Genomic DNA, 16,218 nt, shown 5'->3' with positions numbered 1-16,218 from the left:
TCCTCTGTGTTATTTCTTTGCGAACTTTGTGGTAAAAGATCTTCCATAAAATAGTACATTGCCTTTAAATGGAAAACAACGACGTAAAAATTTCAAAAAAGAAGCCGATTTTTCCGGTAACACCTGCTTTGCAGAAATATTTACGTCTCTACCAGCGTGAAGCGAAATTGCCTATCGGCTATAATGATCTGATGCAGTTTAACGAAGCTTTCCCTTTAATGGATAAGTTTGGGAAAGATTCGCTTTGGGAAGGCCCTATATATGCGCAGGATTTAATCGAAAGATTACATGATGGTTTAAAAGAAATCTACGCAAACCTTAAAGCGTCGGGTAACTTGCGCATTGTTGAGCATAAATATATCGATAAAATAGAGTATTGTACTTTTGGTAATACCCATCCTTTCCGTATCCGCATTGTGAACCGTTTGAATGATGTATATGATTACTTCTATATTAAAAAGGCTGATGCTTCGCGTATTTATGGCCTCGAAATGGAAGAAATACTGTCTCCTAACCAGGTAAATTATCTGGTAGATGGGAATACCCTGGTAGAAGAACACATTGCCGGGATTCCGGGTGATGTTTTTACAAAGGGCCAGTTGTATACACCAGAGTTTAACCCTACCCGTATCGCAAAAGAATTTGTAAAGTTCAATGAACGCTGCTTGATTATGCTTTTGGGTGATATGCGTGCCTATAATTTTGTGGTCCAGATTACACCCGATTTTGACGATATTCAGTTCCGTATCCGTGCTATAGATTTTGATCAACAGTTTTACGAAGGCAATTTAAAGGTTTACCTACCACAGTTTTTTAAGGAAAACCTACCTTATGTAAAAATGAGTATGGAGCAACTGACAGAGAAAACCGTATTGCAGTACCAACAGGAAGAACGTTCATCAATTGTACACCGTGTAAGGAGTGAACGGCACCGTTTAACCGATCTTAGGGATGTGTCGAATAAAGAAGAGCTTACCACACCAGAAAACATTGCCTTACTTAAAAAGGGTATGAGCGATTATTTTAAGGATACCAATTACCTGCGGTGTAAAACTATGACCGATATTATTGAATTGAATATTAAAAATATTATCAGGCAGGTTAAGCTATAAATGTTATATTTGATTAAAAATCAAAATCTTATGAACAGATTTATTTTTACAATGGGTATTTGTGTGCTGCTATTAATCTCAGCCTTTAAAAATGATACACCTCCAACTGCCGATCAAGTCTTAAAAACAGCGCTGATAAAAGCCAAAAAAGAGAAGAAGCATGTTTTTATTATATTTCATGCCTCTTGGTGCGGTTGGTGCCATAAAATGGATGAATCTATCAATGACCCGGAAATCAAGCCTTTATTTGACAAAAGTTATGTTATAGAACACTTAACTGTATTGGAACATGATCCGGCAAAGAAACCTGATCAAAATCCCGGATCAGAAGATCTAATGAAAAAGTACAATAGTGAAGGATTTGGAATTCCGTTGTGGTTCATTTTTGATGCAAATGGAAAATTAATATCTGATTCTCACATCCGTCCGCCAAGTACAGGTTTTGAAGTGAAAGGAGATAACATTATTGGTTGCCCAGCGTCTGAAGATGAAGTGAAAGCTTTCCTGATAGAACTTAAAAAGACATCCAAATTAAAAGATACAGAGTTGGAAAAAATTGCAGCGCGGTTCAGAAAAAATGATCCAAAATATAAAGGTTAAATAAAACGGTCAGCTAACTGCCAACCGTTTTTGAGTGAATCTAGAAAGAGCGTCCAAAGTTTTTAGGCGTGTTGCCCTTCATGAACTCCTTCGGCAAATTCCTCTACGATTTTATCGTTAAACGCTGGTAAATCTTCTGGTGTACGGCTAGTTACCAGGCCTTGGTCTACTACTACTTCTTCATCTGACCATATGGCTCCAGCATTAATTAAATCTTTTGAAATATTTTTTACTGAAGTTAATTTTCTGCCCTGTACTACATCTGCATTAATCAGAGTTTGTGGGCCATGGCAAATGGCAGCAACTGGTTTTCCATCAGCAAAGAAAGATTTTACAAAAGCCAATGCATCCTCATTAACACGTAACTCATCTGGATTAATTACACCGCCCGGTAAAAGTAATCCGTTGTAATCATCAGCATTCGCTTCTGAAATGGTTTTATCTACATCAACTTCTATCGACCAGTGATCTTGGTCCCAGGCTTTTATTTTTCCACTTTTTGAGGAGATGATGTGAACGGTTGCGCCCTCTTCTTTTAACCTTTTAACTGGTTCGGTTAATTCCACTTCTTCAAATCCGCTTTCTGAAAGTACAGCAATTGTGCGGTTACTTAATTGTCCCATAATCTTTTAATTTTAATAGGTGATATATTAAAAGACAGTTGGGGAATATTATTGTTTTTAGAAATTTAAGATTCCATCATGGTATTGGCGCCAATAGTATAGGCGTACGATGATGCTGGAATAAAGTTTAATTCTATATTGTCATATATAATAACTTTTTGTAAGGATATTGTGGTGATCAGAGCCTTTGAAAGGCTGTTTTCTTTGCAAAATTTTATTAAACTTTTTAGTTCTTGTGGCTTAGATACATATCTGTCTGTCCATTTAATTTCTAAGCTCCAAAGTGCCTGAAGATTTTTAGCACTTATCCCGACCATATCGACTTCCCCATTATTCCATCGGGCATACCAGGGGGTAAAGTTTAACCGATGCAGCCATTGTGCATAAATTGCTGTTTCAGTCATCTGTCCCATATCATCATCTGTTGCTTCAATTGGTGAAAAAAGAGCAGCTCTGAGAGATGGATTTGTTAAGTAGATTTTGAAAAAATTGTCTCTTAAAAACCTTTTTCCAGAGTGATCTACTCTTTTTATTGTTTTAATTAGGAAGGCTGCTTCCAAATATTCGAGGTATTTTTTTATTGTATTTTTGGGAATAGCCGATTGTTTACTAAGCGTATCCAGTGAAAATTCGTTTGCGGTATTGTACGCTATAGTAGTGAATAATGAATTGAGTTGTTGCACATCACTAATACCATATAAACTAGGTAAATCTCTTAATAAAACTTTATCTACTACGTCGCTTCGGATAAATCGTTGAGGATTATTCCTGATTATTTCTGAAAATATTGCTTCTGGGTAACCACCGTGATTAATATAATCTAAAAACAGCTTATTAAGATATTTGATGTCGGCCGCTGTGTAGAAATTTACCTGGTTTTCTCCCCAAGGTAATTGCGTTGGCTGTACAATATGATTTAGACCCTGCATTTCAATAAATTCGTAAAAAGTGATCGGTGGGAGCATAAAGTCCGTAAAACGCCCTGCTCCACTTTCTTTACTTTTATATTGTAATGCTGCTGCAGCCGAGCCTGAAACAATAAATTTAATGTTTCTATAACTCTCTACTAGAGATTTTAAATGAATTTCCCAATCTTTAAGGTACTGAATTTCGTCAAATATGATATACCACCTATCGTCTGGATTATTAGCCGATCCTGTTGCAACCTTGCCGTTCTTTACCAGTTCTTCAAGGGAAATTTTAATATAAATTGGATTTTCGACAGTTATAAATAGTATACGTTTTGGATTAAAACCTGAATCGATTATGTTTTGAACAAAATGATATAAAAGTACAGTTTTACCAACCCTTCGTGGCCCCATTAAAACAATTGCTCGATTTATACTTGTTTCTGATGCAAGTTTACAAAAGGATTTGTAATAAGCTCTCCTAGGCATTTCGTTAAAATAGCTATCTATACTACTTGAAGTCCACCATGGATTTTCAAATCTAAGTCTATCTAATACCTGTGAAATAGCGATATTTTTTAACATAAAAATTGTTATTTTAATATGATTCGTAAAATAAGATCAAAGTTTTGATTCTATTTTAACTTAAATTCAAATATAACAAATTATGCTAAAATAATGTTTCTTATTTAATCATTTGTTTTTCTATACCTAATAAAGTACCATGCTAAATTACCAGCAATAACAATATGATTAAAGATATTGGGGATCAAACCATAATATTTGGTAAAAATTTTAAACCGTTCTTTTAAGCTTTCGCGGTGTTTTTTCTTACTCATTCCGCCAACGAGGTATTTGGCTACATAACGGTGTACGTTTACGATATTTGAGGCTTTTTTTGCGGCTTTGATAATCCAATCGATATCAGCACTGTATTTATAGGTTAAATCGTAAGGGGTAATAATGCTGCGGCGGATATAAATAGCCTGATGGCTAATGTTCATGCCATATTTAAAGCTTGTCCAGTCGAACTCATCTGGCGCTTCGTGCCTTCTGCGGCCTAAATTTTCCCAGTTATCATTATACATTTCGGTTTCGCCGTAATAAATATCGGCACCTGGAGCAGTTGCAAATACATCTGCTACCGTATGGTTGTCATAAATCTCATCCCCTGAATTCATAAATAAAACATAATCGCCTGTTGCCAATGCTAAACCTTTATTCATGGCATGATAAATACCTTTGTCGGGTTCTGATACGATTTTCGAAATCTGATTTTTATATTGTTCCACTACCTGCAGCGTCCCATCTGATGACGCACCATCAATTACGATATATTCTATGTTTGGATGAGTCTGATTTAAAACAGATTTTATCGTACGTTCAATATCGCGAACGTTATTGTACACAATGGTGATAACGGTTAATTTGGGCATGGGTTAGTCCATTAATTTTTTAAAGGTTTCGGCATCGGGGATTAAACCTTTAAATGCTTTTGGTAGTGTTGTTGTGGTCTTGTAGGTAGAAACACCCATTGCTTTGTTAAAATCACGGAATGAAAACTCTACAATTTTATTTTTCTTTTCTTTGCAAAGTATGATTCCTATTGAAGGTTGTTCATGTGGCTGTTTAACATATTCATCGAGAGCGGATAGATAGAAATTCATTTTGCCCAGATACTCGGGTTTGAATTTTCCTGTTTTTAGTTCGAAAACCACCAAGCATTGTAAACGGCGGTTAAAAAACAAAAGATCTATAAAGTATTCCTCATCTTCAACAATCAATCGGTACTGGTTACTAATAAAGGCGAAATCAGTTCCTAATGACATTAAAAACTTCTTGATGTTGTTTACGATTCCACTTTCTAAAACCCGTTCATCTTGCTCATCAGAGTCTTCTAGATTAATAAAATCCAGAAGGTATTCATCTTTAAAAGACTGCAACGCTTTGTCCCTTAATTCTTCATTAGAAATTGTTTTCGAAAAATTATTTTGTAAACTGCCAGAGTTGCTATACAACTTATTTTTGAGGTGATGTTTTAAAGTTGTTAAACTCCAGAATTCTGTAGCTGTTTTCTGAATATAATATATCTTTTCAGCTAGCGTTTCCGTAGCAAGAATGAGTTCAATATGATGCGAAAAACTTAACTTAAAAAAATAACGTCCTATTTGGTCCAACACTGTTGGACTAAATTCAATATCCTCTACGTCAATAAGTTGTATTTGGTCCAACACTGTTGGACTAATTATAATTTCGTCAGTATAGATGACAGATAGCTGCTCTGTTACTGACGGTTTAATATAAATATGTTCTTCCCAGGATTCAAAAAAAAACCTCATCCTTTTAATTCCTGTTGCTGAAAAGCCTCTTAAACCAGGTAATTCTGCCTGTAAATCCGCAGAAAGGTTATCAATAACTTTTGCACCCCATTTTTCCTTTTTTATCTTTTCGGAAATGAATTTACCTACCGTAAAATATAGCAACAAAAGCTCTTTGTTTACAAAAGTAGCTGCTTTATACCGGCTCGATAAAATAGCCGATTTTAATGCTTTAATACTTTCGGAATAGTTCGCAATGTTTTCCATTTAACAGTTTCAGTCGGTATAAATTTAATAAAGATTGACCAAATTTTAATTAAAATATAGCATTATTTCGGCTGTAAATCAATTAAGGTTTCGTAAAGATGGATGTGTTCCGCGGCAATAACTTCCTCCGAAAAATCGGTTAAAATACTTAATCTTGCTGCTTTTTGGATTTCTTCTTTATTAGGGCGGTGATATAGCCATTCAATACCGTTTGCTAAATCTTTCGCATTTTGATATTCGGCCAGGTAGCCGTTTTGCATGTGTTTAACCATATCCGGGATCCCGCCAGTGGTAAAAGCAATAACGGGTGTAGCGCATGATAAGCTTTCCATTACCGTATTGGGCAGGTTGTCCTCTAACGAAGGTGTAATGAATGCATCAGCGGCAGAATAACACTTTGCTAAATGATCATCTTTATTAATGGTGCCCAGGAATGTGGTTTTGAAAGGAAATTCTGGCATTTCTGCATTCTCTTTATTGCCAAAAATAACCAATTCAATGTTTTCATTTTGAATTCCACTCCTGCGCGAGAGGATTTCCAAAGCTTCAATTAAATAGGGCGTTCCTTTATGTTTATCATTTTTTGAAGGCATAAATCCGCTCATCAATACAAATTTATCTGGATTAATCTTCAAAAGTTTCTTCGCTTCCGATTTAACATAAGGCTTAAAAATCTTTGTTTCAATCGTATTCGGAATAACGGTAGTTTTTCTGGTACCCAACAAACTGCTAAATTTTATCGAAGCAGCCATCCATTTGCTTGGCGCTACAATATGGAAATTCAATTCCGAATAAGCTTTTTGTTTGTGCACCCAGGTTTTGTGCGAAATATCGTTTTTACCACTAATTTTCAAAATGGGACAATTACCACATTGCTGGTGAAAATGCTCACAGCCATAGCGCACATGACAGCCACCGGTAAAAGCGTTACTATCGTGAAAAGTCCATACAATCGGTTTTTCCAGTTCATCTAGCTGCGCCAGGAACTTAGGATTGAGAAAACCATGATTTACCCAATGTAAATGAATAATATCTGCGTTTTTAATGTCAGGATGGTTGATTACCGAACGGCCGAACCATTGCAAACTAAAAGGTGTTTTTACCGATTTGCTTAACCACTTGGCAAAATATCGCTCTGATAAAATGTTATAAATGGCTTTGGCTTTCTGTAAAGGTGACTTGCTAAAGGTATCTACTTCAGGGTTTTGGCCAAATTTATAATAAACCAATACTTTTGAATCGATTCCACTGGCCTTTAAAGCATCGCTTAAGCGTAAACAGGCTCTCCCTGCTCCGCCATTCCCGTCATAGGTATTTAGGTGTACTACTTTCAAATCAATCAAAAATACATTTTATTGTTTACGAATATAAAATCTGTTGCGTAATTTCATCCATAAATTTTATCGTTCTTAAGGTTAAGTTGTTTTTGCAAAAACAACTGCCTTTCCGGAGCCAAACTAACTTAATTATGATCAAATCCTTTGTAAAATCACTTGCAGTACTGGCTTTTTTATGGCCTATACATTCATTTGCTCAAAATCAAACTTATTTCGCGGCATATCCAGCTTTAACGCCCGATGCGCAGACCATAGTATTCAGCTACGATGGCGATATTTGGAAAGTTCCTGTAAAAGGTGGCGTAGCATCGCGCATTACGGCCATGCAGGGTGAAGAAATTAATCCTAAAATATCTCCCGATGGAAAGTGGCTGGCTTTCTCCTCTAATCAGTTTGGTAACTATGATATTTATGTAATGCCATTAGCTGGTGGTGATATTAAACAGTTAACCTTTAACGATGCCAGCGATGAAGTAGATAACTGGAGCTGGGATTCGAAAACCATTTATTTTACCTCTGGCCGTTATAATTCTTTTTCAAGTTATAAAGTAAATGTAAACGGTGGAACAGCGGTACGTTTATTCAATAATTATTTCAATACCACACACCACATCGCCGAATCGCCAACCGGAGAGTTGTTTTTTAACGATACCTGGGAAAGTATGCGCTTCGCCAACCGCAAACATTATAAAGGAGCCTATAATCCCGACATTCAATCATACAACCCAAAAACAAAAAGTTATAAGCGTTATACCGATTATATCGGGAAAGATTTCTGGACGAGTGTTGATCAAAAAGGCAATATCTTTTTTGTATCGGATGAAAGCAATGATGAATATAACCTCTATACTTTTATCAATGGCAAAAAAACCGGTTTAACAAATTTCGATACCTCCATTAAACGTCCGTTCGTTTCGGCCAATGGAACTACGGTCGTGTTCGAGAAAGATTATCAGTTATACACCTATGATGTGGCTTCGAAGAAAACGGCGAAAATCAATATGAGTACTTCGCGCAATCAGGTGTTAAGCAAGGAGCAGGAGTATGATGTCCGCGGAAATATTTCTGCATTTGATGTTGCAACAGATGGAAAAAAAATGGCATTCATTTCGCGTGGTGAAGTATTTGTGAGCGATGCCGATGGAAAGTTTATCCGGCAAATTACCAATAGTGGCGAACGTGCCCTGGAATGTAAATGGCTGGCCGATAATAAAACAATTCTGTTCAGTCAAACCATTAATGGTTACCAAAACTGGTTTATCATTACAGGTGATGGAAAAGGTACGGTAAAACAGCTTACAAAAGATAAAGCGAACGTCCGCGATATCACTTTAAACAAAAGCAAAACCATGGCCGTTTATTTAAGCGGCAGGAATGAGCTCAAACTGATGGACCTAAAAACTTTTGATGCCAAAACTTTGGTAACCGATGAGTTTTGGGCCATACAGAACGCAACACCAAGTTTTTCTCCAAATGACGAATATGTGCTTTTCACGGTATATCGGAATTTTGAACAGGATATCATGGTGCATCACATCAAAAATAATAAAACCATTAACTTAACGAACACTGGTGTTACCGAAACCAGTCCGGCATGGTCTCCAGATGGCAAATATATTTTTTTTACCAGTGCCCGTACCAAGCCGTCTTATCCAACGGGGATGCAAAATGCACATATTTACCGCATGGCTTTAAACAACTACGATGAGCCTTATCGTTCTGATAAATTCGATGATCTGTTTAAAGAAAGTAAGCCAGCGCCAATGGATGTTAAGCCTGCAGCGCCTGAAAATAAAAATGACAAAAAGGCCAAAACCGATACGGCCAAAAAGAAAACCGAAGTTAAACCTACACCTAAGCCAGCCAATGTCATTACTATTAATACTGAAGATCTACTAGATAGAATAGAATTGATTGGCCCTTCTTTTGGTGGCCAGTACGGAACAGATGTTTATGCAAAGGGCGATAAAACTTATGTTTTTTATTCATCTAATCACGAAGGTGGTACGCCAGGCCTATATCGTACCACGATCGAGCCATTTGAAGCTAATAAAACTGAAAAAGTTGCTGATGGTGGTGATTACTCCATTATTTCTGCAGGGGATAAATTTTTCGTTTTATCAAGAGGTGCAATTAACAGATATACCCTGGAAGGAAATAAGCTCGATCGGGTAGATCATGGCTATAAATTTACCAGAAACCTAAATGCCGAGTTTAACCAGATGTTTTATGAAACCTGGGTAGGTTTAGACGAAAATTTTTACGACGAAAAATTTCATGGTGTAGATTGGGATAAAATGAGAGCACGTTACGCCGCATATCTGCCTTATGTGAATAACAGAAGTGATTTAAGGATTTTATTAAACGATATGCTCGGCGAACTCAACTCTTCCCACATGGGTTTTAACAGTGCAGGTGCAGAGGAGCGCAAAAACCTCACTTATATTACCAATGAAACCGGCATTATCTTCGACAATGAAAATCCTTTAAAGGTAGAACGTATCGCAGCTAAAAGTAATGCTGCCCGCGCTGGAAACAATATTTTAGCCGGCGATATTTTAACGGAAGTAAACGGGGTTAAAGTAGATGAAAAAATAGATCGCGATTATTATTTCAGCAAACCATCATTAGATCGGGAAATGACATTAACATTTAAACGCAATGGAAAGGATGTTTATGTTAATATACATCCTGAAAGTGCGGGTACACTACGGGGAAATCTTTATGATGAATGGATTAGCCAAAACCATAAAAATGTAGATAAATGGAGCAATAACCGCATCGCTTATTCTTATATGAAAAATATGGGTAGTGGTGAACTAGAAAATTTCCTTTTGGATATGGTGGCCCAGGAAGAAAATAAGGAAGCCATTATTCTCGATCTGCGATACAATACCGGTGGAAATGTGCATGATGACGTGTTAAAGTTCCTTTCACAGCGTCCTTACCTGAAATGGAAATACCGTGGTGGTAAAATGGCTCCGCAAAGTAATTTTGGTCCGGCTGCGAAGCCTATCGTATTGCTCATTAACGAACAAGCTTTAAGTGATGCAGAAATGACGGCTGCAGGTTTTAAGCAATTGAAACTGGGTAAGATTATTGGTACAGAAACTTACAGGTGGATTATTTTTACTTCGGCTAAGGGTTTGGTTGATGGTTCTTCTTACCGTTTACCATCTTGGGGCTGTTATACCATGGATGGTAAAAATATTGAAAAGGAGGGCGTTAAGCCCGATATTTTTGTTAAAAATACTTTTGAAGATCGCCTCGCAGATAGAGACCCTCAACTGGAAAAAGCAGTGGCGGAGATTTTAAAAGATTTAAAATAACAGGCAATTGTTTTATTGTTGGATTGCTTTACTGTGCCTGATCCAACAATAAAACAATTTGATAATTCAGCGATAGAACCTTTCGGGTTTGAAACACTTCATCATTAAACAATTAACCATTTTAGGCACTTAACCAAATTTTTCCGTTTCTTTGAACCTGGAATTGTTTAAAACATGGCAAATTTATTAACCGACAGGGCTTTTTGGGTAAATTATTGGGAAAGTAAAAAAGGACTAGCGGTTCAATTACCTGCTAACTATCTATTTCACAAGCAACTGGCTGATGTTATCCGGAAAGATCAGGTGAAGACGGCCATTGAGTTAGGTGGTTTTCCTGGTTATTACGCTGTGTTCCTGAAAAAATATTTTAAACTTGACGTTACCCTTCTTGATTATTTTGTTCATCCGCCAGTGGTAAAAGAACTTTTGGAAAAGAATGATCTGATAGAAAAGGATATTCATATTATCGAAACCGATCTTTTTAATTACACACCCGAAAAGCAATACGATCTTGTACTAAGCTGCGGTTTAATTGAACATTTTAACGATACAGCCGATATCATTAACAGGCACATAGCTTTTGTGAAGCCTGGTGGAACGTTGTTTATTACGCTACCAAATTTTAAGGCGGTTAATGGCTGGTTTCAAAAGAATTTCGATAGAGAAAATTACAACAAACACAATATTGATAGTATGGATCCATCCCTGTTAAAATCAATTTGTGAACAGGCTGGTCTTAAAGAAGTAAAATCGGGTTACTTTGGACGCTTCAGCGTTTGGTTGGAAAACGAAGATCAAAAATCAGCAGGTGTTCGTCTATTTAAAAAAACGGTTTGGCTGGCTGGTAAAGTATTTACAAAGATTATCCCATTCGAAAGCAAAAATCTATCTCCTTATATTATCTTAGTAGCGAAAAAAATCTAATGCGCTATGTTGTTCAGTTGGGGTTACTCACCTAAGATTGAGAAGCATATTCCTTTGGCCGATTTTCGTATTTAATTGTCGAAAACAAGCTATCAAAAATCCTGGTTGGAGTTTAAATCATTTTTTAGTGAAAGGTATTCGAAATCATTTATAAAGTAGAAGAATAAGGGCTTTACTGAGCTTTTCTATACAGCCCAATTTCACTAAGTGTAATACAAACAGGCGATTTCGTAATGTTTATTTTTACTTTATTGGTTGTAACAGGTTTATCCAATTTAACCAGGCGTTTCGCTCCAATACTTGTGCCATCATAAACCTTTTTCCAGGCGCTGTTTTGGAATATTTCAATGGTATAGGCTTCTATCCGCTGACCTAAGGAAATGTACTCTTGCAGGCTAATAATATCAAAGGTTTTAGCCGTTTTCAGATCCAGTTCTAAACTTGCATGGTGCATAGCATCTTGAGTGGCCCAGTAAGTCTCTCTATTGCCATCCAGAAGCATAGCAACATCATACTTTTTCCCTCTGCTATTGCTTGCTTTAATCGATGCATTTTTGGCCAGGTTATGCCCGAAAGTATGTTTAACCATGTCGCCAAAAGTTTTCAGTGCAGTAACATCATCATCATGAAGTTGACCACGGTTATCGGGTGCTAAACCCAGGTCTAAACCTGCCCCACGACCAACGCTTTTTAAATACAGATCAAATAACTCTTCTGGGCTTTTTGGCTTTTCATTAGGGTGATAGAACCATCCTTTTCTAAGCGGAACATCACATTCTGCCGGCATCCAAAATTTTCCATTTCTGATTCCTTCAGGGCTTTGGGGGTAATTTGCCTGTCCGGGTACTGCTACACTTTTGCCGTCCGGAGCCATAGGGGTGAAAGTTGCCCAGGAGGTTGGTGCAGCATGTCCGTCTTCATTGCCTACCCAGCGGATATCTAAACCGATATCGCTAAATATATTTGCCATTGGTTGCATTTTGCGTGTAATGGCCCAGGTATTTTTCCAATCGTAATAGGTGGTATTGTCTATGGAACGTTTTTCTTTGGCGCCACCATAATAGCCGTCTCCACCGTTAGCACCATCATGCCAGCTCATAAAAAGTTCTCCAAAATTGCTGTAAAGTTCTTTTAATTGTGCCTGATAAACAGCCAGATATTTATCTGTACCGTATAGGGGGTTATTTCTATCCCATGGCGAACAGTAAACCCCAAACTTTAAACCGTTTTTACGTACGGCCAGTTCTACTTCTTTAACTAAATTTCCTTTTCCTCCTCTGAACGGACTTTTGCTGATATTATATGTTGTAGTATTAGTTGGCCACAAAGCAAAACCATCATGGTGTTTGGCCACCAAAACAATGCCCTTCAAACCACCTGCTTTAGCCGCTTTAATAATTTGGTCGGCATTAAAATCTGTAGGGTTAAATATTTTTGGATCAGCGTCACCAAAGCCCCATTCTTTATTTTCAAAAGTAGTTGGTGTAAAGTGCATGATGCCATAAACTTGCACATCATGCCAGGCCAATTGCCTTTTTGATGGTAGCGAACCATAGGGTTGAGGTGGTGTTTGGGCATAAATTGCTGAGGAAAGAAGTAAAAAAAGGATCAATAAGGGTTTCATATGCTTATAGCTTAGATTCAACTAAAGTACAAATAATTAATATTGCTGATGGTAAGTGTTAACCAATATTTAACCTGTTGAAAATGTGAATATGAAATTATTTTTACATCTTGAGTGTTACACTGATCTGTCAAACATTTATTTTCATCATACGTTAACTAAACATGAGTGCTTTCAATCAAAATCCTCCTGATGGAGGTACAGTATATGCAGAGACCAATCTGAGCCAATTGTTTCCAGAGCCTTTAAACACCCTAACAAGTTGCTTTTTCCTGGCTATAGCGATATATTGGACAATTAAACTGTGGGGTAATTTTAAACAGCATACCTTCTTAAGTATTGCATTGGTGCTGCTTTATATTGGTGGTATTGGAGGCACTACTTACCATGGGTTGAGGCGCTGGCCGATCTTTATTATGATGGATTGGATGCCGATTATGCTTTTGTGCCTTTCGGCCGGTGTCTACTTTCTGTCCAAGCTGACCAAATGGTATTTTGCGGTTTTAATTGTAGTGGCATACGCCATTTTTCAGTTTTACGTACGGAGGCTTTTTAATAATGGCGATTTTCAGATTTTTATCAATATCAATTATGCTTTTATGGCCGCGCTGGTTTTATTTCCGGTAGTTGGTTATTTGATCAAAACAGGTTGGAAAAATGGCAAATGGGTTGGCTTTGCCTTAATTACATTCATCTTTGCCTTGACTTTCCGCATTGCAGATAAATGGGATGTGTTGAGTATCGGCACACACTTCTTATGGCATACCTTTGGAGCGGTAGCTTCTTTTTGTATGCTGAATTATATTTATTTGGTTACCAAGAAAACAAATAAGGCTTAAAATATTGTTATATTCAGAGAAGGGATAAGTTGAGCTTGCCAGTTAACTATTGGCAAGCTCAACTTAAATTAAAATTTTGAATGGGCTTTACTGTAGTCCAATTTCTTTTGTCCGCCTATGGCGTATTCAATGCCTCCCCATAAATGTTTTTGGAATTTATCGTCAGTCCAGCCTTCTTTAGTATGGCCCATACAAGTATAAAAAGCTCTTCCGCCATCAAAATTGTGGTACCAGGCAAATGGATGGAAATCACCATTTTTACCGCCAGTGTACGATTTTTCGTCTAAGTTAATCAGCACTTTAATGTCTGGGTTGATATTCTTAAAATTATACAGTTCATCTTTTCTCATCCACACGGAATCGGTAAGGAATTTTGTCGAAGGGTGTTTTTTATCTTTAACCACAAATCTGGCTTCCTGAACAGCTGGATGGCTGATAAAATAAGCACCAGCCAATTTGCCATACCAAGGCCAATCGTACTCCGTATCTGTTGCTGCATGAATGCCCACGTAACCTCCGCCTGCCTGGATGTATCGTTCGAAAGCGACCTGTTGTTTGTCGTCCAATACATCGCCTGTGGTATTCAGGAAAATAATGGTAGCATATTTTTTTAGGTTATCTTCGGTGAAAACGGCAGCATTTTCTGTTGTATCAACTTCAAAATGATGTTCATTACCTAATTTTTGAATCACCTCTTTTCCTGTTTCGATGGAGTTGTGTCTAAAGCCTTTTGTTTTGGAGAAAACTAAAACTTTTGCCGATTTCTTCGCTGTGGTATAGCTTTGAAATAAAATTACTGTTGCAACTAATAAGCATATGGACAGGTATTTTTTCATTTTTTCTTTTACTTGGTTAGTATGATAGATTATAAGCTTTAAATTTAAGAAAGTTGTTTGATAATCTCCATACATCTTTCTTCAACTTGCTTACAAACTGGGCTAAATAGGCTATTATCCCAGTATGGGTCTGTAACTTCGCCGTTATCTAGAAAAAGTTTAACCTTTTTCCGCTCTCCATCTGTTTTGGCCAGGTTTTTAACGTCTGCCAAATTTTTCTTATCCATAACCAAAATCAGGTCATAATAGTCGAACATCGAAGGGTTAAACTGCTGCGCCCGTTGTTTGCTGATATCATAACCCAACGCTTTGGCTGCGGATACACTTCTGTGGTCTGGTGCCTGACCAATATGCCAGTTGCCCGTTCCTGACGAAGCGATTTCCCAGTTTAAGTTTTGTTCATCTGCCAGATGGCGCATAATGCCTTCAGCTAAAGGCGAACGGCAGATGTTACCAAGGCAAACCATTAAAATTTTCATTGTTATTGTGCTTTAAAAGTAAACAATAGTCCTTCAAAGGTTATCTGTGATGGATTACTATAAATAATAGTCATTGCGAGGAGGAACGACGAAGCAATCTTTCGAAGCAGGGCTTTTTGTTTTACAGATTGCTTCGCCGGCTGAAAAAGCCTTCTCGCAATGACGATAAGTCTTAGGGACTTATCGTCATTGAAATTGTCCTGTAACTTATTCTTTATGCGTAAATATCATTCAGCATTTTAGCTAAACGTACACCACCTTTTAATAACTGCTCGTTAAGGGTTTCCACCCAGTCGAAATTATAGCGGTAGCTCAATTTAGCATCTGGTTTAGTAGTTTCGTAAATCTTATTGCAGATGCCATAAGATTCATAAACACAATCTCTGAGACTTGTATTTTGCCAGTTATATAACTGCATGGCCGAAGGGTGATTAATGGCCTTTGCAAATTCTGTATAACTTAACTGTTGGTATTCGATCAACTGTTCATCCCAAACCCTGTGGATATTTGATTTCTCATTGAACCATAATACCGAAACGCGGTTACCACCCAAGTCTTCTTTACGGGCAACGTGCATGGGCTGGCATAAATCTCCGGCAAGATGAACCAACATGCGCAAGGCCAGTTTCTTTTCGGAAGCCGTACTGCCTGTTTTCTTTAAAATGGCAATTAGATCAGGGATTTTGTTGTAAAGATTTGGCTTTTTATCAGTTTCTAAAAATTGATATACCCCATTTTTATCTAATCCTGCCGGAAGATTAACAAAATGCCAGTTGTACATATAGTTATAAGTAGAATCTGATTTGATAAAATCGCCCCAATTGGCCGACATGGCCAAAGTTTCGTAGCCTAAAATACTTTGAATGGCCTTGCGTGTTTTCGCTTTTAAATAACCATCAGCAATTTCGCCAACTACACGATGGCCGATGGTGCCCCATGCATTTGCCTGGATAGGAAAATAGGCTAAAAAACCTAGGGTTAAAGTAATGGTTAATTTCTTTTTGATTGATGTTAAAATCATT

Annotated in this window: 14 protein-coding genes; 5 read left to right on the top strand and 9 right to left on the bottom strand. The window is 37.3% G+C overall.

Going from position 1 to position 16,218, the window contains the following annotated elements:
- Positions 1-68 precede the first annotated feature (68 nt).
- Complete coding sequence (locus tag PGN18_RS02060; protein WP_335317709.1) at positions 69-1,112, top strand: hypothetical protein; 1,044 nt, start codon at positions 69-71, stop codon at positions 1,110-1,112.
- Between the two features lie 9 nt (positions 1,113-1,121).
- Positions 1,122-1,712, top strand: a complete 591-nt coding sequence (locus tag PGN18_RS02055; protein WP_335317708.1) for a thioredoxin family protein — start codon at positions 1,122-1,124, stop codon at positions 1,710-1,712.
- Positions 1,713-1,774: 62 nt separating this feature from the next.
- On the opposite strand, the gene PGN18_RS02050 is transcribed toward PGN18_RS02055, so the two are convergent.
- From PGN18_RS02050 to PGN18_RS02030, 5 genes are all read right to left on the bottom strand, one after another.
- Positions 1,775-2,335, bottom strand: a complete 561-nt coding sequence (locus PGN18_RS02050; protein WP_335317707.1) for a type 1 glutamine amidotransferase domain-containing protein — start codon at positions 2,333-2,335, stop codon at positions 1,775-1,777.
- A gap of 65 nt (positions 2,336-2,400) precedes the next feature.
- A complete protein-coding gene (locus PGN18_RS02045; RefSeq protein WP_335317706.1) occupies positions 2,401-3,828 on the bottom strand; it encodes an ATP-binding protein in 1,428 nt (475 codons plus the stop codon).
- Between the two features lie 104 nt (positions 3,829-3,932).
- On the bottom strand, positions 3,933-4,679 hold the full coding sequence (locus tag PGN18_RS02040; protein WP_335317705.1) for a glycosyltransferase family 2 protein: 747 nt from the start codon (positions 4,677-4,679) through the stop codon (positions 3,933-3,935).
- Between the two features lie 3 nt (positions 4,680-4,682).
- Positions 4,683-5,828 (bottom strand): PDDEXK nuclease domain-containing protein, encoded by a 1,146-nt coding sequence (locus PGN18_RS02035; RefSeq protein WP_335317704.1) that lies wholly within the window; start codon positions 5,826-5,828, stop codon positions 4,683-4,685.
- Positions 5,829-5,890: 62 nt separating this feature from the next.
- The gene (locus PGN18_RS02030; RefSeq protein WP_335317703.1) at positions 5,891-7,162 is read right to left on the bottom strand and encodes a glycosyltransferase; all 1,272 of its coding nucleotides are present in this window, start codon (positions 7,160-7,162) and stop codon (positions 5,891-5,893) included.
- Positions 7,163-7,296: 134 nt separating this feature from the next.
- Here PGN18_RS02030 and PGN18_RS02025 point away from each other — a divergent pair, with 134 nt between their 5' ends.
- Entirely contained in the window at positions 7,297-10,494 is a 3,198-nt protein-coding gene (locus tag PGN18_RS02025; RefSeq protein WP_335317702.1) for a S41 family peptidase, read from the top strand.
- Between the two features lie 174 nt (positions 10,495-10,668).
- On the top strand, positions 10,669-11,418 hold the full coding sequence (locus PGN18_RS02020; protein WP_335317701.1) for a class I SAM-dependent methyltransferase: 750 nt from the start codon (positions 10,669-10,671) through the stop codon (positions 11,416-11,418).
- A gap of 172 nt (positions 11,419-11,590) precedes the next feature.
- Here the strand turns inward: PGN18_RS02020 and PGN18_RS02015 are convergent, their stop codons facing one another.
- Positions 11,591-13,042 carry an alpha-L-fucosidase gene (locus PGN18_RS02015; RefSeq protein ID WP_335317700.1) on the bottom strand — a complete coding sequence of 484 codons (1,452 nt, stop codon included), beginning with the start codon at positions 13,040-13,042 and terminating at the stop codon, positions 11,591-11,593.
- 164 nt (positions 13,043-13,206) lie between these two features.
- Here PGN18_RS02015 and PGN18_RS02010 point away from each other — a divergent pair, with 164 nt between their 5' ends.
- The gene (locus tag PGN18_RS02010; RefSeq protein ID WP_335317699.1) at positions 13,207-13,881 is read left to right on the top strand and encodes a hypothetical protein; all 675 of its coding nucleotides are present in this window, start codon (positions 13,207-13,209) and stop codon (positions 13,879-13,881) included.
- A 68-nt stretch (positions 13,882-13,949) separates the two neighbouring features.
- Here PGN18_RS02010 and PGN18_RS02005 read toward each other — a convergent pair whose 3' ends face one another.
- The 3 genes from PGN18_RS02005 to PGN18_RS01995 all read right to left on the bottom strand — a co-directional run bounded on the left by PGN18_RS02005 (position 13,950) and on the right by PGN18_RS01995 (position 16,217).
- On the bottom strand, positions 13,950-14,717 hold the full coding sequence (locus PGN18_RS02005) for a ThuA domain-containing protein (RefSeq protein WP_335317698.1): 768 nt from the start codon (positions 14,715-14,717) through the stop codon (positions 13,950-13,952).
- Positions 14,718-14,761: 44 nt separating this feature from the next.
- Entirely contained in the window at positions 14,762-15,196 is a 435-nt protein-coding gene (locus PGN18_RS02000) for a low molecular weight protein-tyrosine-phosphatase (protein WP_335317697.1), read from the bottom strand.
- A 214-nt stretch (positions 15,197-15,410) separates the two neighbouring features.
- Complete coding sequence (locus PGN18_RS01995; protein ID WP_335317696.1) at positions 15,411-16,217, bottom strand: S1/P1 nuclease; 807 nt, start codon at positions 16,215-16,217, stop codon at positions 15,411-15,413.
- Position 16,218 lies beyond the last annotated feature (1 nt).

Source organism: Pedobacter terrae, assembly GCF_036946585.1.
In the GTDB taxonomy this organism is placed as follows: domain Bacteria; phylum Bacteroidota; class Bacteroidia; order Sphingobacteriales; family Sphingobacteriaceae; genus Pedobacter; species Pedobacter terrae_C.
Note: the sequence above shows the minus strand (reverse complement) of the source record. Positions and strands in the feature narration are given on the sequence as shown.